This is a genomic window from Pigmentiphaga sp. CHJ604 (assembly GCF_036972535.1).
Classification (GTDB): domain Bacteria; phylum Pseudomonadota; class Gammaproteobacteria; order Burkholderiales; family Burkholderiaceae_B; genus Pigmentiphaga; species Pigmentiphaga daeguensis.
The window spans coordinates 1,319,765-1,340,011 of record NZ_CP136998.1; the positions used below are offsets into that span (position 1 = coordinate 1,319,765).

General features: G+C 63.6%; 17 protein-coding genes, 1 tRNA gene and 2 pseudogenes. 14 read left to right on the forward strand and 6 right to left on the reverse strand.

The genetic code is table 11. The annotated features are described in order from the left end of the window. Window positions 1-13 precede the first annotated feature (13 nt). The 4 genes from R4823_RS06415 to R4823_RS06430 are packed head-to-tail and all read left to right on the forward strand — an operon-like array spanning window position 14 to window position 6,191. Entirely contained in the window at window positions 14-1,000 is a 987-nt protein-coding gene (locus R4823_RS06415; protein WP_087837016.1) for a tripartite tricarboxylate transporter substrate binding protein, read from the forward strand. Window positions 1,001-1,015: 15 nt separating this feature from the next. Continuing rightward, complete coding sequence (locus tag R4823_RS06420) at window positions 1,016-2,422, forward strand: MmgE/PrpD family protein (protein WP_087837015.1); 1,407 nt, start codon at window positions 1,016-1,018, stop codon at window positions 2,420-2,422. Window positions 2,423-2,441: 19 nt separating this feature from the next. Next, window positions 2,442-4,097 (forward strand): electron transfer flavoprotein-ubiquinone oxidoreductase, encoded by a 1,656-nt coding sequence (locus R4823_RS06425; protein WP_176400645.1) that lies wholly within the window; start codon window positions 2,442-2,444, stop codon window positions 4,095-4,097. A gap of 48 nt (window positions 4,098-4,145) precedes the next feature. Further along, window positions 4,146-6,191, forward strand: a complete 2,046-nt coding sequence (locus R4823_RS06430) for an NADPH-dependent 2,4-dienoyl-CoA reductase (protein ID WP_087837013.1) — start codon at window positions 4,146-4,148, stop codon at window positions 6,189-6,191. 27 nt (window positions 6,192-6,218) lie between these two features. On the opposite strand, the gene gcvA is transcribed toward R4823_RS06430, so the two are convergent. Further along, complete coding sequence (gene gcvA, locus R4823_RS06435) at window positions 6,219-7,166, reverse strand: transcriptional regulator GcvA (RefSeq protein ID WP_087837012.1); 948 nt, start codon at window positions 7,164-7,166, stop codon at window positions 6,219-6,221. A gap of 170 nt (window positions 7,167-7,336) precedes the next feature. On the opposite strand from gcvA, the gene R4823_RS06440 reads away from it, so the two are divergent. The 7 genes from R4823_RS06440 to R4823_RS06470 are packed head-to-tail and all read left to right on the forward strand — an operon-like array spanning window position 7,337 to window position 13,647. Then, window positions 7,337-7,744: a RidA family protein gene (locus R4823_RS06440; RefSeq protein WP_087837011.1), complete on the forward strand. Its 408-nt coding sequence runs from the start codon at window positions 7,337-7,339 to the stop codon at window positions 7,742-7,744. Then, entirely contained in the window at window positions 7,741-8,574 is an 834-nt protein-coding gene (locus tag R4823_RS06445) for an alpha/beta fold hydrolase (RefSeq protein ID WP_087837010.1), read from the forward strand. Before R4823_RS06440 ends, R4823_RS06445 begins: the two co-directional genes overlap by 4 nt. Next, complete coding sequence (locus tag R4823_RS06450; RefSeq protein ID WP_087837009.1) at window positions 8,567-9,919, forward strand: amidohydrolase family protein; 1,353 nt, start codon at window positions 8,567-8,569, stop codon at window positions 9,917-9,919. The genes R4823_RS06445 and R4823_RS06450 overlap by 8 nt, the downstream gene beginning before the upstream one ends. 29 nt (window positions 9,920-9,948) lie before the next feature. Next, complete coding sequence (locus R4823_RS06455) at window positions 9,949-11,229, forward strand: aromatic ring-hydroxylating dioxygenase subunit alpha (RefSeq protein ID WP_087837008.1); 1,281 nt, start codon at window positions 9,949-9,951, stop codon at window positions 11,227-11,229. An 18-nt stretch (window positions 11,230-11,247) separates the two neighbouring features. Next, a complete protein-coding gene (locus R4823_RS06460) occupies window positions 11,248-11,760 on the forward strand; it encodes an aromatic-ring-hydroxylating dioxygenase subunit beta (RefSeq protein ID WP_087837007.1) in 513 nt (170 codons plus the stop codon). A gap of 37 nt (window positions 11,761-11,797) precedes the next feature. After that, window positions 11,798-12,775, forward strand: a complete 978-nt coding sequence (locus R4823_RS06465) for a tripartite tricarboxylate transporter substrate-binding protein (RefSeq protein WP_087837006.1) — start codon at window positions 11,798-11,800, stop codon at window positions 12,773-12,775. Between the two features lie 23 nt (window positions 12,776-12,798). Continuing rightward, a complete protein-coding gene (locus R4823_RS06470; RefSeq protein WP_338617972.1) occupies window positions 12,799-13,647 on the forward strand; it encodes a fumarylacetoacetate hydrolase family protein in 849 nt (282 codons plus the stop codon). A 36-nt stretch (window positions 13,648-13,683) separates the two neighbouring features. Here the strand turns inward: R4823_RS06470 and R4823_RS06475 are convergent, their stop codons facing one another. Then, entirely contained in the window at window positions 13,684-13,965 is a 282-nt protein-coding gene (locus R4823_RS06475) for a peptidylprolyl isomerase (RefSeq protein WP_087837004.1), read from the reverse strand. Window positions 13,966-14,058: 93 nt separating this feature from the next. Here R4823_RS06475 and R4823_RS06480 point away from each other — a divergent pair. Then, a tRNA-Leu gene (locus R4823_RS06480) sits at window positions 14,059-14,143 on the forward strand. Between the two features lie 710 nt (window positions 14,144-14,853). On the opposite strand, the pseudogene R4823_RS06485 reads toward R4823_RS06480, so the two are convergent. The 3 genes and pseudogenes from R4823_RS06485 to R4823_RS06495 form a co-directional block, all read right to left on the reverse strand. Beyond that, a pseudogene (locus tag R4823_RS06485) lies at window positions 14,854-15,642 on the reverse strand (IS3 family transposase); the annotation flags it as partial. 16 nt (window positions 15,643-15,658) lie between these two features. Beyond that, window positions 15,659-16,764 (reverse strand): IS3 family transposase gene (locus R4823_RS06490; protein ID WP_105797010.1). Its coding sequence is split into 2 segments (ribosomal slippage): window positions 15,659-16,518 and window positions 16,518-16,764, totalling 1,107 coding nucleotides; the frame shifts between segments, so codons are not numbered across the junction. Between the two features lie 69 nt (window positions 16,765-16,833). Continuing rightward, window positions 16,834-17,216: pseudogene (locus tag R4823_RS06495) on the reverse strand (transposase); the annotation flags it as partial. Window positions 17,217-17,344: 128 nt separating this feature from the next. Between R4823_RS06495 and R4823_RS06500 the strand changes: the two are divergent. Next, window positions 17,345-17,533: a hypothetical protein gene (locus R4823_RS06500; protein WP_338617975.1), complete on the forward strand. Its 189-nt coding sequence runs from the start codon at window positions 17,345-17,347 to the stop codon at window positions 17,531-17,533. Window positions 17,534-17,581: 48 nt separating this feature from the next. Here the strand turns inward: R4823_RS06500 and R4823_RS06505 are convergent, their stop codons facing one another. Beyond that, a complete protein-coding gene (locus R4823_RS06505; RefSeq protein WP_338617978.1) occupies window positions 17,582-18,937 on the reverse strand; it encodes an IS5 family transposase in 1,356 nt (451 codons plus the stop codon). A gap of 149 nt (window positions 18,938-19,086) precedes the next feature. Between R4823_RS06505 and R4823_RS06510 the strand changes: the two genes are divergently transcribed. Beyond that, complete coding sequence (locus R4823_RS06510; RefSeq protein WP_338617979.1) at window positions 19,087-20,082, forward strand: tripartite tricarboxylate transporter substrate binding protein; 996 nt, start codon at window positions 19,087-19,089, stop codon at window positions 20,080-20,082. Window positions 20,083-20,247: the final 165 nt, after the last annotated feature.

Here is a 20,247-nt window from a genome sequence, read left to right on the forward strand (position 1 = left end):
CTAGGAGACACTCATGGATCGCCGCGTCTTTCTCGCCACGGCAGGTATGGCTGCCGGGCAATCTCTTGTCGCACCAAGGCTTGCGCTGGCACAAGGCACCTATCCGAATCGTCCCGTACGCTTGATCATCCCCTTTGCGCCGGGAGGCCAGACCGACATCCTGGGCCGCCGTTTTGCACAGAAACTGGAGTCCGCCGCAGGCCAGTCGATCGTGCCGGAAAACAAAGGCGGGGCAGGGGGCACGATCGGCAGCCTGGAGGTCGTTCGCGCGGCGCCGGACGGATATACGCTGGAAATCGGGACGTCGTCGACCCACGCGATCAGTCCGTTCATCATGAGCAAGCCGCCGTATGATCCGGTGAAGGATTTCACGCCCATTGCCCTGCTCGGCATCATTCCCATGGTGATCGCGGTGCACCCGAGTGTTCCAGCCAGGAATCTTCAAGAGTTGATCGCGTTGATCAAGGCCAATCCGAGCAAGTATGCCTATGGTTCCGCAGGTGTCGGCAGCATCAACCACTTGACCGGCGAAATGTTCAAGACCCAGGCCGGGGGGCTGGAACTCCCCCATGTTCCCTACAAGGGAAGCGGGACCAGCGTGCAAGACCTGATCGGCGGACAGATTCCGGTCCTGATGGCGACCTTCTCGTCGGTCGAGGCCGCGCAGCGCATGGGGCGAGTCCGCATTCTGGCCATAACGATGGACAAGCGTTCGCCGATTGCCCCCGAAGTGCCGACGGCGGTCGAGAGCGGGATGCCCGACCTGCTGTCCTACACGTTCAACGCGCTTTTCGGGCCTCCCGCCATGCCGGCGGCCATCGTGGGCTATCTTGGCGATCAGTCTCACAAGATCATGAGCGACGTGGCGTTCCAGAAGGACCTGCAAGGCCTTGCGATCGACCCGGTCACGGATTCGACGCCGGAGTCCACTGCCAGGTTCGTTCGAGAGCAGGTCGCCCGATTCGTTCCCATCATCAAGGCGAGCGGCATCCAGGTCTAGGGCCTGCAATCATCGATGACCCGATCCGCGCAAGCGGCCGGGCAGGGAATGGATAAGACCTCGTCCAGAATCGTCGATTTCGCGATCTCCGCCAGAGACGCTTCATTTTCCGCCTCCGCGGTGGATGCGTGCAAACGCAGTCTGGTGGATACCTTCGCATGCGCGCTGGGGGCTTTTGATACGCCCCTGGCGCACAAAGCCCGCCATACCGCCGGCCGCTACAAGGGGGGGCAGCCGGCCGCCCAGGTCTGGGGCTGCGACTGGACCGCCAGCGTGGAGATGGCGGCTTATGCCAACGGCGTGATGCTACGCCTGCTCGATCTGAGCGACGCCTACAGGAAAAAATGCGGCGGACATCCCAGCGACGTCGTTGCCGCCATCGCCGCCGCGGCGGATGCCTGTAACTCGAGCGGCGCGGAAGTCATCGCGGCGACTATTGCGGCGTACGAGATCTACTGCGCCTGCTGCGATGCCGTCGATTTGAACGCCCTTGGATGGGACCAGCCCGTCTACGGCGTGGTCGCATCGGCGATGGGGGCGGGCATGTTGTTCGGTCTGGACAGGGAACAAATGGGGCAGGCGCTGTCCCTTGCCTTGGCCCCCAATCTTGCATTGCTGCAAACCCGGCGTGGGAGTCTTTCGAGCTGGAAGAACTGTGCGGGAGCGAACGCCGCCCGCAATGGTGTGTTCGCCGTCCTGTTGGCAAGGGAGGGGTATACCGGTCCCGAAGAGGTGTTTGAGGGACCGCATGGTTTGTTCGAAATAACCGGAGCCTTCGATTGGGACTTGCCGTCGATCGCCAGCGAGTCGAACCGCATCGCGCGGGTCAACTTCAAGAGTTTCCCATTGTGCTACCACGGACAAGCTGCCGCCTGGGCGGCGCAACGGCTGTTCGGTGTGGTCCGGCCGGATCAGATCGAAAGTATCGACGTGGCGACGTATCAGCAATCGTTCAATGAAATGGCGAGTGAATCATTGAAGTGGGCGCCGAGAACCGCGGAAACCGCCGATCACAGCCTGCCCTTTGTCGTCGCGACCATGCTCGTCTACGGCGACGTGGATAGGGATTCATTCAATGATGCGCGCCTCGACGATGCGGTACTGGCGGGCTTGATGAGAAAAACCCGGGTTACCGTCGACCCGGCACTATCCGACGGGTATCCGCAATCCGCGCCTTGCAGACTATCGGTGCGTCTTGCCAGCGGTGACCGTTTCGATGTCCGGATCGATTCGGCCAAGGGCCATGCGGACAATCCGATGGATTTCGGCGATCTGCGGACCAAGTTCGGGAAGTTGACCGCAGGGCGTTGCGAAGCGAGCCGGGTTGCCGGTTTCTGCCGCGCGATCGGCGCCCTGGAACATGCCCCGAGTTTTCGAGAGACGGTGGGAACGTGGCGCCACCTCGAATCGACCATCTATTGACTGGAAACGACTGGAAAGCATGACCATGGAAGTAATGGAGTATGACGTGCTGATCGTTGGCGGCGGTCCGGCGGGACTGGCCGCGGCGATCAAGCTCAAGCAACTTGCCTTGGAGAGCGGCGGCGAGATCAGCGTCTGCCTGATCGAAAAAGGTTCGACGATCGGTGCCCATATCCTTTCCGGCGCGGTGATGGATCCGATAGCCATTGACGAGCTATGGCCGGCCTGGAAGCAAGACGGTGCGCCGCTGAACCAGCCGGTTACGGAGGATCGGTTCCTGTTCCTGTCCGAGTCCGGCGGTTTCAAAGTACCCGGCTTCGCCTTGCCCGGAAACTTCCAGAACCATGGCAACTACGTCGTCTCCCTGGGAAACGTGTGCCGTTGGCTTGCCTCCAAGGCCGAGGAACTCGGCGTGGAGATCTATGCCGGCTTCGCCGGCACCGAGATTCTTTATGACGAGGGAGGCGCCGTACGCGGCGTGGCCACCGGCAATATGGGCGTGGGTCGAGATGGTGAGCGAACTGCCGGCTTCCAGGAGGGCATGGAGCTGGTTGCCAAGTACACCGTGTTCGCCGAAGGGTGCCGCGGTCACCTCGGCAAAAGGCTGATGGCCAAGTACGATCTGAACAAAGGGGCGGATCCGCAGGCCTACGGCATAGGCCTGAAGGAATTGTGGGAGATCGATCCGGCCAGACATAGGCCGGGCCTGGTAATCCATACCGCCGGCTGGCCTCTGAAAAGCGATACCTATGGCGGCTCTTTTCTCTACCATTTGGAAAACAATCTGGTGGCCGCGGGTTTCGTTGTCGGCCTGGCCTATCAGAATCCTTACCTCAGTCCGTATGACGAGTTCCAGCGCTACAAGCTGCATCCGATGATCAAGCCCTTCTTCGAGGATGGCAAGCGGCTCGCCTATGGCGCGCGCGCATTGACCGCCGGCGGCCTGCTCTCGTTGCCCAGGTTGATCTTTCCGGGCGGCGTGCTGGTGGGCGACGATGCGGGGTTCCTGAACGCTTCGCGCATCAAGGGTAGCCACGCCGCGATCAAGACCGGCATGCTGGCGGCCCAGGCTGCTTTCGATGCCATCGGCGCCGGCCGCGCGCGGGACGAACTCCTGGCTTATCCGGAAGCGTTCAAGCGCAGCTGGCTCTATTCGGAACTGAATCGCGCGCGAAACTTCAAGCAGTGGATGAGCAAGGGTTTGTACGCGGGGGCCATGATGGTGGGTATCGAGCAGAAGCTCTTCGGCGGCAAGGTGCCCTGGACCTTGCACCGCAGGCACGCCGACCACGAGTGCCTGAAGCCCGCCTCGGATTTCAGGCCGATCACTTATCCCAGGCCGGATGGCAAGATCAGCTTCGATCGCCTTTCTTCGGTGTTCATCTCGAACACGGCTCATGAAGAGAACCAGCCGGTGCACCTGACGCTCAAGGACCCGTCGGTTCCTGTCGACATCAACCTGGCCAGGTATGCCGGCCCGGAATCGCGTTATTGTCCGGCAGGGGTCTATGAGTTCGTGAAAAACGATACGCAACCGGGAAGCAATGGCGAACGCCTGCAGATCAACGCTCAGAACTGCGTGCATTGCAAAACCTGCGACATCAAGGATCCGACGCAAAACATCGTGTGGGTTGCGCCCGAGGGCGGCGGCGGTCCGAACTACCCCGAAATGTGAAGAACTCGGCCCGGAGCCGCCGTCGATTCCCCGTTTTTCGAGAAGGCTATGACTCTCTGCACGCCGACCCGCTACCCGATACTGCTGTCGCCGCTACGGGCCGGCACCCATCTGCTGGGGAACCGTGTCCTGATGGGAGCGATGCATATGCAGCTGGAGCTTCTCGACCGTCACACGGAGCGTCTGGCGTTGTTCTACGCCGCCCGGGCGCGAGAGGGGGTGTCCCTGATGGTCACCGGCGGCTTTGCTCCCCACCCCGATGGGCGCATGGACGAGTCCGCGCCCGTTCTGGCCAGTCCGATCGACGCAGAGAAGCTCAAGCCCATCACCGCCGCGGTCCACCGGGAAGGCGGAAAGATACTCCTGCAAATCCTTCATGCGGGGCGGTATGCCCGCATCGCCCGGCCTGTGGGAGCCTCGGAGCGTCCGTCACGCATCAACAGGCGTCCCCTGCGCGCACTCGATACCCGGGAGGTCTGGGGGACGGTCGAGGGTTTCGTCCGCTGCGCCGAACTGGCGAGGGCGGCCGGCTTCGATGGCGTCGAAATCATGGGTTCGGAAGGCTATCTTCTGAATCAGTTTACGAGTGAGCGCACGAACCCTCGCAGCGATGTATTCGGCGGCAGCATGGAAAACAGGCATCGGCTGCCGGTCGAGATCGTCCGCCGGATCCGCGCGGCGCTGGGGCCGGATTTCCTGGTCATGTACCGGATCTCGGCGGTCGATCTGGTTGAAGACGGCGCTTCCCGGACGGAAACCGTTCAATTGGCGCAGGCGGTGGAAAGTGTCGGTGCCGACATTCTGAACACCGGGATCGGCTGGCACGAGTCGCTCATTCCGACCATCATGTATGCCGTTCCCCGGGGAGCCTGGAGATTCGCCGTCGCCGCGATCAAAGGCGTCGTCGGGATTCCGGTCGTTGCCTCGAACCGCATCAATACGCCCGAAGTCGCGGAGCAGATCCTGGCCGAGGGCGTGGCCGACATGATTTCCATGGCCCGTCCTCTTCTGGCGGATCCGGCTTTCGTCAGTAAGGCCGCGGCGGGCCGCGCGGACGAGATCAATACCTGTATTGCCTGCAACCAGGCCTGCCTCGACTATATCTTCAAAGGGAAGCCGGTGACCTGCCTGGTCAATCCACGGGCTGGCAGGGAGCTTGACTATGCCGAATGGCATGCCTCGCGCCGGCGGCAGCGCATTGCCATTGTGGGGGGCGGCGGCGCTGGGATGTCCTGCGCGGTCACGGCGGCGGAGCGGGGTCATGACGTCACGCTTTATGAGGCATCGAAGCGCCTGGGGGGGCAGCTCAATTACGCGAAGGCGGTGCCTGGAAAGCAGGAGTTCAGGGAGCTGTTGCGATACTTCGCCCGGCGGTTCGACGTGCTGGGCGTCGACCTGAGATTGCAGGCGTCGCCAACGGATGAGGAACTGGCCGCGCAAGACTACGACCAGATCGTTGTCGCGACAGGCGTTCGCCCTCGTATTCCCGACTTTCCCGGCGTGTCGCATCCGAAGGTCATCACCTATGCCGACCTGCTCGATGGTAAAGCGCAGGCTGGCCGCCGTGTGGCGGTCATAGGCTCGGGCGGCATCGGTTTTGACGTAGCGGAGTTCCTTCTTGGTCAGCAGTGGCCTGCCGAAGGAGACCAGGCAATACGCCAGTTTCAAGCCTACTGGGGCGTAGACCCCAGCTTGCGCGCCAAAGGGGGATTGGCCACACCGCTATCCGCCGCCCCGGCACGGCAGGTCATCATGCTGCAGAGGCGTCTCGAAAAACCGGGCCGGACGCTGGGTCTGACAACCGGATGGGTCTTGAAAGGAAATCTGCAACGGGCCGGCGTCGAGTTTGTCGCGGGCTGTACCTACGAGCGCATGGACGATGCCGGCTTGCATGTCCGGGTCGAAGGAAACCTGCGCTGCCTTGAAGTCGATACCGTCGTGATCTGCGCGGGACAGGAGCCGGTCAACGACCTTTACCACGCACTCATTGCGCGAGGTTTTCCGGCACATCTGATCGGCGGTGCCCATACGGCGGCAGAGATCGACGCGCTGCGTGCGATCAGCTCCGGCATGCGCCTGGCCATGTCGTTCTAGTTTTCAATGCCAATGCGCCGCACCGGGTCACGCTGTCCGCGCTTCTTTCTTGAGCCACTCCCGGAACTGCTTGACGACCTCGCGTTTCGAGGCCGGTTCGTTGCTGACGATGTGGTAGCTGGACGCTAGCCGGATTTCCAGCGGGAAGGGTGCCACCAGTCGGCCGGTCGCCAGGTCCAGGCGGGCCAGTTCCTTGGTGGTCGCGACCACGCCCTTGCAGGCGACGGCGGCTTCCATCGCGGGGATGGAGTGCCAGAAGTGAGGCCCCCGCGAGGTGTCGATGCCCTCCACGCCGGCTTTCTCCAGCCACATGTCCCAGAACGACGGGCCTTCATACAGCACGCCGCGATCGTCGTGGAGCAGCACGTGGCGGCGCAGGTCGTCGGGCTCGCGCAGGGGGTTGTCGCCTTCGAGCAGGGCGGGGCTGCACAGCGGGGTGAGGGTCAGCGGCATCAACTGGTCGACCCGCATGCCCGGGTAGCCGCCGTTGCCGAACACGACCAGCACGTCGACCTCGTCCACCCAGCCCATCACGCTGGCGACGTCCCCGCGCGGTCCGCGCGGCAGGCGCGGGAACTGCCGCACCCGGGTGGAGACGCGCACGTCGATGTCGGGGAAGGCGGTCACGAAGCGATGCAGGCGCGGCATCAGCCAGTTGGAGATGAAGGACGGGGGCGCGCCGACCTCGAGCACGTCGGCGCCGCGGTGGTCGCGCAGCCGTCCCACCGCCTGGCGCAGGCAGTCGAAGCCTTCTTCCAGCTTGGGAAAGAAGATCTCGGCGCTGGCGGTCAGTTCGATGCCGCGGTGGACGCGGCGGAAAAGACGCACGCCCAGCATGTCCTCCAGGGTCTGGATCTGGTGGCTGACGGCGGCTGGCGTGACGTTCAGTTCCTCGGCGGCCTTCTTCAGGCTGCGGTGGCGGGCGGCCGACTCGAAGGCTCTCAGCGCGGTCAGGGGAGGCAGTGGATGACTCATGTTTTTAGATTAGTTTTTCTAACTTCATATGGGAAGAGAATTCGTGTGACAGGCCTGAAGGGCATGCCTATAGTGACCTGCAAACAAGAGCGCCATATTCCGCGCCCAAGCCATCTTCCGGATGCATCAAGTTAGTGCGTCTAATCTGAAAAACCACCCGTGGACACGCCATGCCCGATATCCAGATCCTCAATCCCGTTGGCCTTGGTACCCCGCTTGCCCAGTATTCCCAGGTGGCCCGTGTCAAGGCCTCGGAATTCGTCTTCATCGCGGGGCAGGTCGCGACCGATCAGCACGGGAACACCGTCGGCGCGGGCGACTTCGATGCCCAGTGCGTGCAGGTCTTCCGCAACATCGACATCGCGTTGAAGGAAGTGGGCGCCACCTGGCAGAACGTGCTGCAGTTCACGACCTACCTGGTGCACTCGCAGGACATTCCCAGGCTGGGCGCCTACCGCGAGCGTGCCTTTCCGGGCATGTTCGGCACCCGCGCCTATCCGACCAACACCTTGCTGATGATCGATCGCCTGGTGCGCGAGGATCTGCTGATCGAAGTGCAGGCGGTCGCGGCGCTATGAGTTCGCGTCTGCGCGAGGGCAGGTTCGAGCTGGACGGCATCCCCGTCCACTACGCCGAAGGCGGCGCGGGCCTGCCGCTGCTATTGCTGCATGGCTCGGGTGCCGGCGCGTCCAGCCACGGCAACTGGCAGCGCGTACTGCCGCGGCTGGCCGAGCTGCACCACGTGCATGCGATGGACCTGATCGGTTTCGGCCGGTCGGGCGCCAAGTCCGCCGGGCCGCATTTCGACTATGCCCTGTGGCTGCGCCAGTGCCGCGAAATGATCGCGCGCATGCCGGGAGAGCGGATAGGCGTGATCGGGCATTCCCTGTCCGGCACCCTGGCCCTGCGTCTGGCGGCCTGCGAACCGCGTGTGGCGCGCGTGATGACGACGGCGACCATGGGCGCGTCGTTCGCCGCCAATCCCGCCACGGAAACCGCCTGGAGCTTTCCCGGCGACCGCGAGGCGCTGAAGCGGGCCTCGCGCCTGCTGGTGCACGATCCGGCGCTGATCGACGAGGCCTATCTGGACGGTCGCGAGCGCATCCTGCGCGAGGGCGATCACGGCCGGCGTTTCGAACAGATGTTCGCGGGCGACAAGCAGCGCTTCATCGATGCCGTCGCGCTGACGGCGGACGAGCTGGGCGCCATCGGCTGCGAGGTACTGATGCTGCACGGCCGCGACGATCGCGGCTTCCCCGCCGATGTTCTTACGCTCCCGATGTCGCGATTCATCGCCCGGGCCGACGTGCACCTGCTGAGCCGCTGCGGCCATTCGGTCGCCTTCGAGTGGCCGGAGAAGTTCCTGGCGCTGGCCGTCCCGTTCTTCACCGGGGTGGCGCATGGGTGAGCCGGCCTACATTCTGAAGGGCAAGGTGATCGACGGCACGCTCGATGCACCCATCGCGCGCGGTGCGGTCGTGACGCAGGGCGAGGAGATCGCATGGGTGGGCGAGGCGGCGGCATTGCCGCCGCGCTACGCGCAGTCCGGCGCCCAGGTGGTCGACCTGCCCGGCCGCAGCATCTTGCCCGGCCTGGTCGACGGACACATCCACATCTCGTTCGGCGAGGCGCGCTCGGAAGAGGAACTGGCGCTGTACACGCCGGTGGAGTTCCGCACGCTGAAGGCGGTGTGGAACGCCAAGAAGGTGCTGCAGGCGGGTGTGACCAGCGCCTTCGATGCCGCGACCACGTTCAACATCGCGCAGTCGGTGCGCGACGCGATCGACAGCGGCATGTTCGAGGGGCCGCGCCTTGCGGTGTCGGGCCGGCAACTGACTTCCCACCAAGGGCTGGAGGATTCCTTCCCCAACTGGATGGAATTCCCGCCGGGGCAGGCGGGCGTGCTGATCCGCAGCCGCGACGAACTGGTCGAGCAGATCCGCTACCAGGTCAAGGACGGCGTCGATGCCATCAAGGTGTCGGGATCGAACGATTCCTTCATCACCCCTGATTCGCTCGACGGCTCGGCCTTCACCTATGACGAATACCGGATGGTGGCCGACGAGGCCCACCGGCTCGGCCGCATGTGCACGGTGCACGCGCGTTCCCGCGATGCCGTGGCCGATGCCGCGCGCGCCGGTTTCGACGTGATCTTCCATGCGTCGTTCATCGACGACGAAGGCATCGATCTGTGCCTGCGCAACGGCTGCGTGATCGTGCCGACGCTGCCCTTGCTGGTCAACGCGATCGAGGCCACGGGCGGGTCGGCCAATCCGGCCAATGCCGGGTTCCAGCGCGAGGTCGACGCGGCGCTGACCAACCTGGCCCGCGCCAGCCGTGCCGGTGTTCCGCTGGTGCCTGGGTCGGAAAGCGGCTGGTCGCCGGTGCCCTACGGCCAGTGGCACGCCCGCGAGATGCAGATATTCGTGGACGACCTGGGCCTGTCGCCCGGGCAGGCTCTGCATGCGGGCACGCTGGGCGCCACGCGTTTGTTCCGCCGCTTCGGCGACCGGGTCGGCAAGCTTGAGGCCGGACGCTATGCCGACTTGATCGTGGTCGACGGCGATCCGCTGGCCGACATCGGGCTGCTGCAGAAACCGTCGCGCTTCGACCTCATCCTGAAGGCCGGGCACCCGGTGGACCGCACGCCGCCCGCGCCGCGCAGGCCCATGCACTACGAACGGCACAAGATGTTCCTGAATGGCATTTTCCACTACGACCAGGAAGCCGGCCACGGCGTCCTGCGGCGCTGACCCTTCTTCATTCTCCAGCAGGAAACTCGATGACGTACAGCAAAGAGCAACTCGCCGGCCTGGTCCAGGCGGATCGCGTGCACCGGGCCTACTACACCGATCCGGCCGTGTTCGAGGCCGAGATGGCCAAAGTGTTCGGCAAGGTCTGGGTCTATGTGGGCCACGACAGCCTGGTGCCCAATCCGGGCGACTATTACTGCACGACGCTGGCCGGACAGCCGGTGGTGCTGAGCCGCCACGAGAGCGGTTCGGTACACGTGCTGTACAACCGCTGCGGCCATCGCGGCGCCAAGGTGCTGTCCCGCACGCGCGGCAACGCGCGCGTATTTTCCTGCATGTACCACGGCTGGGCGTTCCGCCCCAACGGCGAGCTGGCGGGCGTGCCCATGCGCGCCGACTTTCCCGAGGAAGCGCTGCGCGAGCCGCGCGCGGGCATGGAGCCGCTGCCGCGTGTCGACAGCTATCGCGGCTTCGTATTCGCTTCGCTCGATCCCGGCGTGATGCCGCTGCTCGATTTCCTGGGCGAGGCGCGCAAGGGCATCGACGAACTGGTCGACCGCTCGCCCGAAGGGCGGGTCGAGTTCGCGGCCGGCTGCCATCGCTACCACTTCCGCGGCAACTGGAAGCTGCAGATGGACAACATGGCCGACACCTACCACCCCGCGGCCGCCCACGGCTCGACCGTCGGTCCGGACGGTCGCCAGTTCCAGCGGCGTGCGGGTGACCAGGGCGGAGCGGCGCTGTTCTTCGCGCCCAACGGCGAGGCGGTGGTGTCGCAGCTGGGCGTGCGCGGCTTCCCGCATGGCCATAGTTCGGAACAGTCGCTGTTCGACAAGGAGCAGGCCGGCGGCGTCTGGGACGACTACCGTGCCCTGATGGTCGCGCGCTACGGCGAGGAACGCACCGCCGACATCCTGAAGAACCGCCGGCACAGCCTGACGCTGTTTCCGACACTGGACATCCTGATCGCCCAGACCTCGGTGCGCGTGGTCAAGCCGATCGCGGTGGACCTGACCGAGGTCGAGATCTGGCCGGTCCGGCTGGCGGGCGCGCCGGCCGTGATCTCGGACGATCTGGTCAAGTACGTCAACATGACTCACTCCGCGTCGTCGTTCATCCAGACCGACGATCTCGAAGCCTTCGAGCGCTGCCAGGAAGGACTGAAGGCGCAGGGCAGCGACTGGGTGCTGGTCGCGCGCGGCATGGGCGCCGAGGTCGACGAAGGCGACGGCGTGCTGTTCGGCGCGCGTTCGAGCGAAGTCGGCCAGCGCGCCAAACACTATGCCTGGCGCGACCTGATGAGCGCCTGATTCCACCAGAGAGCCACCATGAACACGCTTGCAAGACTCACCCCCGCGGGCCATGCCGCGCCGTCCCTGGACACCCTGCGCGACTTTGTCGAACACGAGGCCGATCTGCTGGACAACCGCCGCTTCGACGAGTGGCTGGACCTGTACAGCGACGATGCCGTGTACTGGGCGCCGGCCGCGCAGGACCAGGCCGACTGGATCAGTCACGTGTCGCTCTACTATGACGAGAAACACACCATGAAGACGCGTGTGGCGCGGCTCAAGCACCCGATGATCCATTGCCAGGACCCGCCTTCGACGACGGTGCGCGTGCTGTCGAACTTCGGTCTGGAAGCCGCTGACGGTGACCGTTTCCGCGTCCGCAGCAAGTTCATCATGCTGGAGGACCGGCCAGGCGCCGACCGCCGCGTGTACGGCGGACGTTATCTGCACACGCTGCGGTTCGACGGCACGCATTTGAAAATCGTCCAGAAGTGCGTGCGGCTCACCAACTGCGACCAGAGCTTCCCGCAACTGACCCAGCCGTTCTAAGGATGCGCATCGGCGCTCTTGCCCCTGGAGGTTCACGATGAAATCCCTGTTGCGCATCGGCCGCGTGCTGGCCTGTATGTCGATCCTGGCGTCCGCGGCCCCGGCCGTCCAGGCCGATGACTATCCGACCCGCCCCGTGCGGATGATCGTGCCGTACGCCCCCGGCGGCGCGCCGGACGTGCTGGCGCGCTCGCTGGCGCCGGGCTTGTCGGAGTTCTTCAAGCAACAGTTCGTGATCGAGAACCGGCCCGGCGCGGGCGGCATCGGCGCGGCCGAAAGCGTGGTCCGCGCCGCCCCGGACGGCCACGTGCTGTTCTTCTCCGACATCCAACAGCTTGCGATCAACCCCTACCTGTTCGCGAAGCTGCCCTATGCCGCCGACAAGGACTTCACGCCCGTGACCCTGGCCGCGACCATTCCGCTCTATATCGCCGTGCAGTCGTCGCTGAACGTGCACAACTTGGCCGAGCTCGTCGCCCTGGCCAAGGCCAGGCCGGGGGCGTTGACCTACGGCTCGTCGGGCATAGGCAGCATCCACCACATCGCCATGGAATCGATGCTGCACGGCCTTGGCATCAACGTCGTGCACGTGCCGTACAAGGGGTCGGGCCAGTCGGTGCCCGCCTTCATGGGCGGCGAGACCTCGCTGGTGATCGCCGCCTATCCGGCGCTGGAGCAATACGTCAGGACCGGCAAGGCGCGATTCATCGCCGTCACCACGCTCGACCGTCCGGCCATGACGCCCGACATCCCGGCTGTGTCCGAAACCGTGCCCGGCTACGACTTCAGTTCCGAGATGGGCATCGTGGTGCCGGCGGGTACGCCGCAGACCGTGGTGCAGCGACTCTCCGCCGCGGTGGCGCGGGCGCTCAAGCAGCCCGATACCGTCGTCCGGCTTAAGGCCATGGGCGCCACCGCCATCGGCAGCAGCCCTGACGGCTATGCCGCCAACATCCGCAACAACCTCGACAAGTTCGGCAAAGCGGTCAAGCTGGCCGACATTACCCCCAACTGAACGCGTCCATACGGAGAGTTTCCTTGAAGCTGTTGAGATACGGCCCGCCGGGCCTGGAGCGGCCCGGCCTGCTCGACGCCGGCGGCGCGATCCGCGACCTGTCCGGCCTGCTGGCCGACATCGGGCCCGACACCCTGTCGCCGGCCGCCCTGCAAGCGCTGGCTGCGCTCGACCCCCGGCGCCTGCCCGTGGTAGACGGCGCGCCGCGGCTGGGCACGCCCTGGCGCGGCATCGGCAAGTTCGTCGCGGTCGGGCTGAACTACGGGCGCCATGCGGCCGAGGCCGGCATGGCCATCCCGGCCGAACCCACGCTGTTCTGCAAATGGACCAGTTGCGTTTCGGGCCCGAACGACGACATCGTCATTCCGCCCGGCTGCGCACGGGTCGACTGGGAGGTGGAGCTGGGTATCGTCATCGGCAGCCGCGCGCGGGCCGTCGACGAGGCCGATGCCCTGCGCCACGTGGCCGGCTACTGCCTGGCCAACGACGTGTCCGAACGCGAATACCAGATCGACCGCGGCGGCGGCCAGTGGGGCAAGGGCAAGGGCTTCGACAGCTTCGGCCCGCTGGGGCCCTACCTGGTCACGGCGGACGAAGTGCCCGACCCGCAGGACCTGGAACTGTGGCTGGAACTCAATGGCGAACGCCGGCAGACAGGACATACCGGCGACATGATCTTTTCCTGCGCCCGCCTAGTCAGCGAGTGCAGCCGCGTGATGACGCTCGAACCTGGCGACGTCATCATCACCGGCACCCCGGCCGGGGTGGGGATGGGAGCCCGCCCGCCGCGCTACCTGGAAGCGGGTGACGTGGTCACGCTGGGCGGCGGCGTGCTGGGGTCCCAGACACAACGGGTCGTCGCGGCGGGCTGAGGGGTGAACCCCCGGCGTGGCCGCGGGCGGTGCGGGTCAGTCCTGGCGGCTGGTCACTTCCACCAGGTGATAGCCGAACTGGGTCTTGACCGGGCCCTGGACGACGTTGACGGGGGCGCTGAACACCACCCGGTCGAACTCCGGCACCATCTGGCCGGGGCCGAAGGTGCCCAGATCGCCGCCCTGGGCGCGCGACGGGCAGTTGGAGTGCTCGCGCGCGACCTGCGCGAAATCGGCACCGCCTTCGATGGCGGCTTTCAGTTCGTTGCACTGGGCCTCGGTGGAGACCAGGATGTGACGGGCGCTGGCATGGGCCATGATTTGCTCCTTGATAAGAGGAAGCAGAGTACCGCAAATTACGGGTATAATTTGCGGCTCCCTTCCTTTCGGCCCTTCGCGCCGGAAGAACCTGCCCGAGTGGTGAAATTGGTAGACGCAGGGGACTCAAAATCCCCCGCCGCAAGGCGTGCCGGTTCGATTCCGGCCTCGGGCACCACTAATAAAATCAAGCACTTAGCGCCAATCTAAGTGCTGCAACGCAAGTAAGCGTTTTTGCCGTGTAACCCAGGCGTAAGCAGTTTTGCCCAATCGCCACGTACCGAGTACAAAGAAAGCCCGGCCACTGTCACAGGTGCCGGGCTTTGCTTATGGTCATTGGGGATGTGATGCCGGGACAGCTATTTTCATACGTCGTTGATCATGACCACGGGTATGCGCCTAACCCAGAAGGCGGTCTGTGTTCACTGGTGCATTGCAAGTTCAGACATACCGGCGACCGCCGTAATAACCTTGTTGAAATGGCTAGTGTGGGGGATTGGATCCTCGGCACAGGTGGAGCCAGTCGTTTGAGTGCTGGGCGAGATCGAATCATTTACTTGATGCGGGTAGATGAGAAGATCCCCTTTCAGCAGTACATAGCCAGTCCAGAGTATCGGGGTAGGTACGATTGCCGTGACTTCGGGCAGGGGAACCAGTTTGCCCTGCTCTCCAGGCACTTCTATTACTTCGGCTGCAACGCTGTAGGCATTGATCAGCTCCCTCCCAGTATTAACAGAGGGACGCTTCAAAAGCGCGGGATGGGGTATCGCCGAGATATGCCTGCTTTACAAATTCAACGGCTCACGGCATGGTTTGGCCGAACATACAAACTTGGCATACATGGCCAGCCTTGCGCGTCGCGAAGCAATCCCGCATTGGTCAGCATCGTTAAAACTCGCCATAAGTGTCGCCCAATAACGCACTGTCGTACCGAAGAAGGTACAAACAACAACACCGCCCGGAGGCGGTGTTGAGGGTGGCGGCGCCGGGAGCCAAACTGGAGTGAGGGCGCCTCTGGTTGTACAACTGGATATACGCCCCGATGGACTGCCTGGCCTGGCTGACCGATTCGTAGGCCTTCAGATACACCTCCTCGTACTTGATGCTGCGCCATACCCGTTCGACAAACACGTTGTCGCGCCAGCTTCCCTTGCCATCCATGGATAACCGGATGCCTCGGCTTTGTACCGCTTCAGTGAAGGCGCTGGCTGTGAATTGGCTGCCCTGATCGGTATTGACGATATCAGGCAACCCGTAGCGGGTAAAGGCTTCTTCCAAGGCGTCAACGGCATGCACCGCTTCCAGCGTGATGGCCACCCGATGAGCCAGAACCTTGCGACTGGCCCAGTCTACGACTGCGGTCAGATACACAAAGCCCCGAGCCATCGGGATATAGGTCGTATCCAGCGCCCACACCTGATTGGCCCGGTTAATCCGCATATCGCGCAGCAGGTACGGCCAAACTTTGTGCTGGACGTTGCGCCGGCTCGTGTTGGGCTTGCAATACAGCGCCTTAACGCCCATGCGTTTCATCAGGGTGCCCACGTGTCGTCGGCCGACCTCATGGCCGTCACGGCGCAGTAGCCGCGCCAGCATGCGGGCCCCGGCAAACGGAAACTCCAGATGCAGCTCGTCGATCCGGCGCATCAACATCAGATCTCTATCGTTGACAGGCCGTGACCTGCTCCCCAATTTAGTACGAAACCAAATTAGAGTCTGCGGTTAAAAAACTGTCTGCAAACTGCTTGGGCGTCAGATACCCGAGCGAACTGTGCGGCCGGTCGTTATTGTATTCCTGGCACCAATCCGCAATCGTTTCCCTTGCGTGACGCATCGAGACGAACCAGTGCTCGTTCAGGCATTCGTCACGGAATTTGCCGTTGAAGCTCTCGATATAGGCATTTTGCTGCGGCTTGCCTGGTTCGATGAAGTGCAGCTTCAGCCCTGTCCTGTAGGCCCATTCGTCCAGCGTTTTCCCTGCAAATTCAGGACCGTTATCAATCGTAATCGACAACGGCAACCCTCGGGCATCTGCAAGTCGTTCCAACACTGCCACGACGCGGCGACCTGGCAGGGACGTATCAACCTCAATGACCAGGCACTCCTTTGTAAAATCATCGACGATGTTCAAGGTGCGGAACCTCCGTCCGTCAGCCAAACCATCAGATACGAAGTCCATCGACCAGCTCTGATTGGGCGCCGTGGCAGGTGCCTTGACCTGTCGCTCGACGCCAGCAATTCTCTTCCTCTTGCGCCTTCTGACTGCCAAACCTGCCTGCTGATAGACGCGGAACAGCCGTTTGTGATTGACGGCCCACCCTTCGCGCTTGACGAGCACATGCAGCCGCCGATAGCCATAGCGCCGCTTGGCGGCTGCCAGCTCACATAGCCGGTCCCGTAGGGCCTGGTCATCCGGGCGGCGCGATTCATAGCGGTACAAGGACCGGGAGATGCCGAATAGCCCACAGGCGCGGGTGACGCCTAAGCCATGCACTTGCATGACGTGCATCACTGCTGCTCGCTTCGCCTGCGGGCTCACCACTTTCGGCCGAGGACATCCTTGAGCGCCGCATTGTCCAGCATGCTCTCGGCTAGCAATCGCTTGAGCCGCGCATTCTCCGCTTCCAGGGCCTTGAGCCGCTGCGCATCCGACACGGTCATGCCGCCGAACTTCGCCTTCCAGTTGTAGTACGTCGCATCACTGATGCCGTGCTTGCGGCATAGGTCTGCTACCTTTGTGCCCGCCTCGGCTTCCTTCAGGATGCCAATGATTTGTTCTTCTGTGAAACGCTTCTTCATGCTACCTCCACGGAGGCAGACTCTACATCATTACCGTACTAATCTCGGGGAGCAGGTCAGCCGGGCCTGATAATACACGCTCGATCGAGCAATCCCCACCAATTTGGCCTGGCGTGACACCGGCAGTGCATGCGTACGGTCTATCATCGCTTTGCGCTCAGCAATCCCGCCTTGGTGAGCGCGCTTTCTAAAAAATCATTCTCCAGCGTGAGCTGGCCGATCTTGGCATGTAGCACCTTCAGATCGGCCGGCGGCTCGTTGTTGCTCTGTCCTGCCGACCCGAATACGTCCGCCGCCTTCTCCTGCAACTGCCGCTTCCATTCCGTGATCTGGTTCGGATGCACATCAAATTGCTGAGCCAGTTCGGCCAGGGTGCGATCCCCCTTGACCGCCGCCAAGGCCACCTTGGCCTTGAACGCCGCTGAGTGTGTTCGTCTCGTTCTCTTGGTCATCTCTCTGGTTCCTTTACCGGCATTATCGCCGGATCAGGCCCAGAGCTCTCCACTTATCGGACTGTCTGAATTTCCGCCGCCACCTCTTTCGCAGCTGGTGCCGCTTTCACCGCAGCTATTTCCCTGGCGTGGCGCAGCAACTGCCATACACGGTGCTGCTCGTCGAAATGGACGACGGCGTCTGCCTATACAGCAATCCCGCGCAGGAGTATCCGGAAGGAACACAGCCTGTCATAGGCCAGGCAGTCGGCGCAACATTCGAGAAAGTGTCCGATGCGCTCGCCCTGGTTCGTTTCTCGCCGCTGTCGAATCCCTGACCCACGCGGCTTTGCTTACTACATAGTCCGCCCTGAACAATTCGGTTCTTAGCAGCAGGGCGGTCGGTTCTCGACCGGAGCGGCGAGCAGTGCTGCAATGACCGGCTGCATCGGCAGGCCGACGCGGACGCAATAAAGCCGCAGCGCGGCCAGGATCAGGCGCAGGTTGTGCCCTGCGCCGCACATCACCGCGTGCAGCGCATCGCCCAGCGCCCCTTTGAGCGGATTGCGGGCGAGCCGCCCGTCCATCTTCATGTGCCCAATGGCCGGCTCGATGGCGCTGCGCCGACGGATCATGGCCTTGAGCGTCCGGGTGATGCCACGCCGTTGTCCCGAGCGCAGGATGCGCACGCCTTCGATCTCCACGCCCCGGTAGCCCTTGTCCACGATGGCTGTGGCGGGTGGCCTGTCCGTGCCGGTGAGGATGCCCACTTGCTCCAGCGTCTCGGCCAGCGTGTGCCCGTCATAGGGGTTGCCCGGCATGGAGCGCATGCCCACCACCAGGCCCTCCTTCAACGTGGTGGCGATGCTGACCTTCACACCGAACTCGTACGGTGTCCTGGCTTTGCCTTTGCTGATGCACTCCACCTCGGGCGCGTGCAGGGCGTACAGCTTGTTCTTGTCCTTCGTGCGCTGGGTCAGGATGCGGCCGGTGCGCTGCAGCAGGTCCTGCACCTTGGCCTGGGCCGCTTCGGGCAGCACATGCAACTGGCGCTGCACCTCACGATGCACGCGGCCCACACGGGTGCGCAGCGTGCGCACGGCCTTCTTCATGCGCTTGAACTGCTTGGCGTGCGCGTAGCGACCGATCTGTGCGGCCAGCCGAGGGGCCACGCGGTTGTAGTTCTGGCGCAGCCGCAGTCCGTTGTCCTCGGCGACCTTGACCAGGTGCTGGCGGCTCTTGTCCAACAGCCGGCTGTCGGTGGGATGGGCGATGGCCTTGGGCATGACGGTGGTGTCCACGATCACCTGCTGCGTGCTGGCCTTGCGGATGACGCCACCACGCCGGGCAGCATCGATGCTGGCCGCAAGCAGCGTTTCCACCCCTTCTTCTCCAATGCGTTTTCTCCAGCGCGTCAGACTGGACGGGTCGATGGGCAGTTCGGTCTGCAGATAGGTCTCGCCACAGAAGAACTGCCAGTACGGGTTCTCCACCCAGGTGTTGACCACGGCTTCGTCGGAAGCATTGAAGGTGTGCTGCAGGTACAGCAGCCCGGCAACCAGGCGCGGCGCCAACGCGGGCCTGCCTCGGCCGGAAGTGAACGACAGCGCGAACGTGCGCTCAATCTCGGCCCAGTCGATCAGCGCGGCCAGTCTGACCAGCGGGTGCTGCATGTTGATCTGCTCGTCCAGCCTTGGACGGAACAGCTCGGCCGTTTGCGGCTGCGAAGGCTTTGGACCCATGGGATTCTTTGGAGGAATTTGCAAGAAAACAGGCACTGGCAAAACCATACCTTGCAAATCCCGGGCCCATCAATCAGCAGAACCACGTTTCAGATCAAGGGATTGCGCATTGTTCAGGGCGGACTACATACCAATAACGGAGATATCCCATGCTTGCCAAGTTGATCCCTTCCGTCCGACTCGCGGCGTCGACCGCCGCCGCGGCCTTGTTGCTACTCGCTGCGGGGCCGGCCCGCGCCCAGCAAGCGCCGTGGCCGCAGAAGTTGGTGCGGATCCAGGTTGCGTTTGCGCCGGGCGCCTCGACCGACAATGTCACGCGCAAGCTTGCCGCCATCATGAGCAAGTCGCTGGGGCAGGCCGTGGCGGTCGAGAATCGGCAAGGGGCCATGGGCGCAATCGCCATGAGCTATGTGGCACGAGAGAGCCCGGATGGCTATACGCTGGCGGCCAACGACAGCAGCAGCGTCATCGTGCCCAATACCACCAGCAAGGTGCCGTATAACCTCCAGCGCGATTTCACGCCGATCGCCGCGGTGATGTTTTCTCCACTCGGCATAGCGGTCAAGGGAGACAGCCCCTTCAAAACGCTGCAGGACTTCATCCGGGCTGCCAAAGCTCATCCAGGTCGACTGACGTACGGCACCGGCGGTGCGGGAAGCAGCACGCATCTTGCCATGGCGGAGTTGGCCAATGAGGCGGGCATCGAATTGACCCACATTCCGTATAAAGGCGCGGGCGAAGCGCTGCTAGCGCTGATGGGTGGACAGATCGATGCCCAGTTCGCGTCCCCCTCGACGGTGATGGGCCACATCGAGACTGGCAAGCTGCGCATGCTGGCCATCAGCGGCGATGCCCCGCCTGCGGCCCTGCCTGGCGTCCCGACATTCGCGAAGGCCGGCTTGCCCAATTACAGCTTCTTTAACTGGATTGGCTATTGGGCCCCCAAGGGTACGCCCACGCCAGTCGTCGACCGCCTGCAAAGGGAGATTGTGGCAGCACTGGCAACGGATGAAATGAAGGCTTATGCGCAAGCCATCGGCGCGACGCCGCGCGTGGAATCCGGCGAGGCATTCGCACAACTGATCGAGCATGAGAATGCGCGTATTGCTGGGCTGGTGGCCAAGTTGAACATCGAAAAACAATGACGGTGTTCTTTGCTGGATGACGATACGAGCGACAGGCAGATGGCCCCCGGCGGGAGCCTTTCGCCGTCGGGCGGCGAAGGGCAGCATGCCACGGCTCGTGCGCCGTTGCGTCGCGCTGCGGCGCAACAGGCCTCCTTTTGCCCTTTGATCTTCACGCACCAAGAG

Excerpts from the sequence above, each read along its gene's own strand:
- R4823_RS06420 (WP_087837015.1), top strand. The coding sequence starts at position 1,016 with ATGACCCGATCCGCGCAAGCGGCCGGGCAGGGAATGGATAAGACCTCG.
- R4823_RS06445 (WP_087837010.1), top strand. The coding sequence starts at position 7,741 with ATGAGTTCGCGTCTGCGCGAGGGCAGGTTCGAGCTGGACGGCATCCCC.
- R4823_RS06415 (WP_087837016.1), top strand. The coding sequence starts at position 14 with ATGGATCGCCGCGTCTTTCTCGCCACGGCAGGTATGGCTGCCGGGCAA.
- R4823_RS06440 (WP_087837011.1), top strand. The coding sequence starts at position 7,337 with ATGCCCGATATCCAGATCCTCAATCCCGTTGGCCTTGGTACCCCGCTT.
- R4823_RS06460 (WP_087837007.1), top strand. The coding sequence starts at position 11,248 with ATGAACACGCTTGCAAGACTCACCCCCGCGGGCCATGCCGCGCCGTCC.
- gcvA (WP_087837012.1), bottom strand. The coding sequence starts at position 7,166 with ATGAGTCATCCACTGCCTCCCCTGACCGCGCTGAGAGCCTTCGAGTCG.
- R4823_RS06510 (WP_338617979.1), top strand. The coding sequence starts at position 19,087 with ATGCTTGCCAAGTTGATCCCTTCCGTCCGACTCGCGGCGTCGACCGCC.
- R4823_RS06465 (WP_087837006.1), top strand. The coding sequence starts at position 11,798 with ATGAAATCCCTGTTGCGCATCGGCCGCGTGCTGGCCTGTATGTCGATC.
- R4823_RS06475 (WP_087837004.1), bottom strand. The coding sequence starts at position 13,965 with ATGGCCCATGCCAGCGCCCGTCACATCCTGGTCTCCACCGAGGCCCAG.
- R4823_RS06430 (WP_087837013.1), top strand. The coding sequence starts at position 4,146 with ATGACTCTCTGCACGCCGACCCGCTACCCGATACTGCTGTCGCCGCTA.
- R4823_RS06450 (WP_087837009.1), top strand. The coding sequence starts at position 8,567 with ATGGGTGAGCCGGCCTACATTCTGAAGGGCAAGGTGATCGACGGCACG.
- R4823_RS06505 (WP_338617978.1), bottom strand. The coding sequence starts at position 18,937 with ATGGGTCCAAAGCCTTCGCAGCCGCAAACGGCCGAGCTGTTCCGTCCA.
- R4823_RS06425 (WP_176400645.1), top strand. The coding sequence starts at position 2,442 with ATGACCATGGAAGTAATGGAGTATGACGTGCTGATCGTTGGCGGCGGT.
- R4823_RS06455 (WP_087837008.1), top strand. The coding sequence starts at position 9,949 with ATGACGTACAGCAAAGAGCAACTCGCCGGCCTGGTCCAGGCGGATCGC.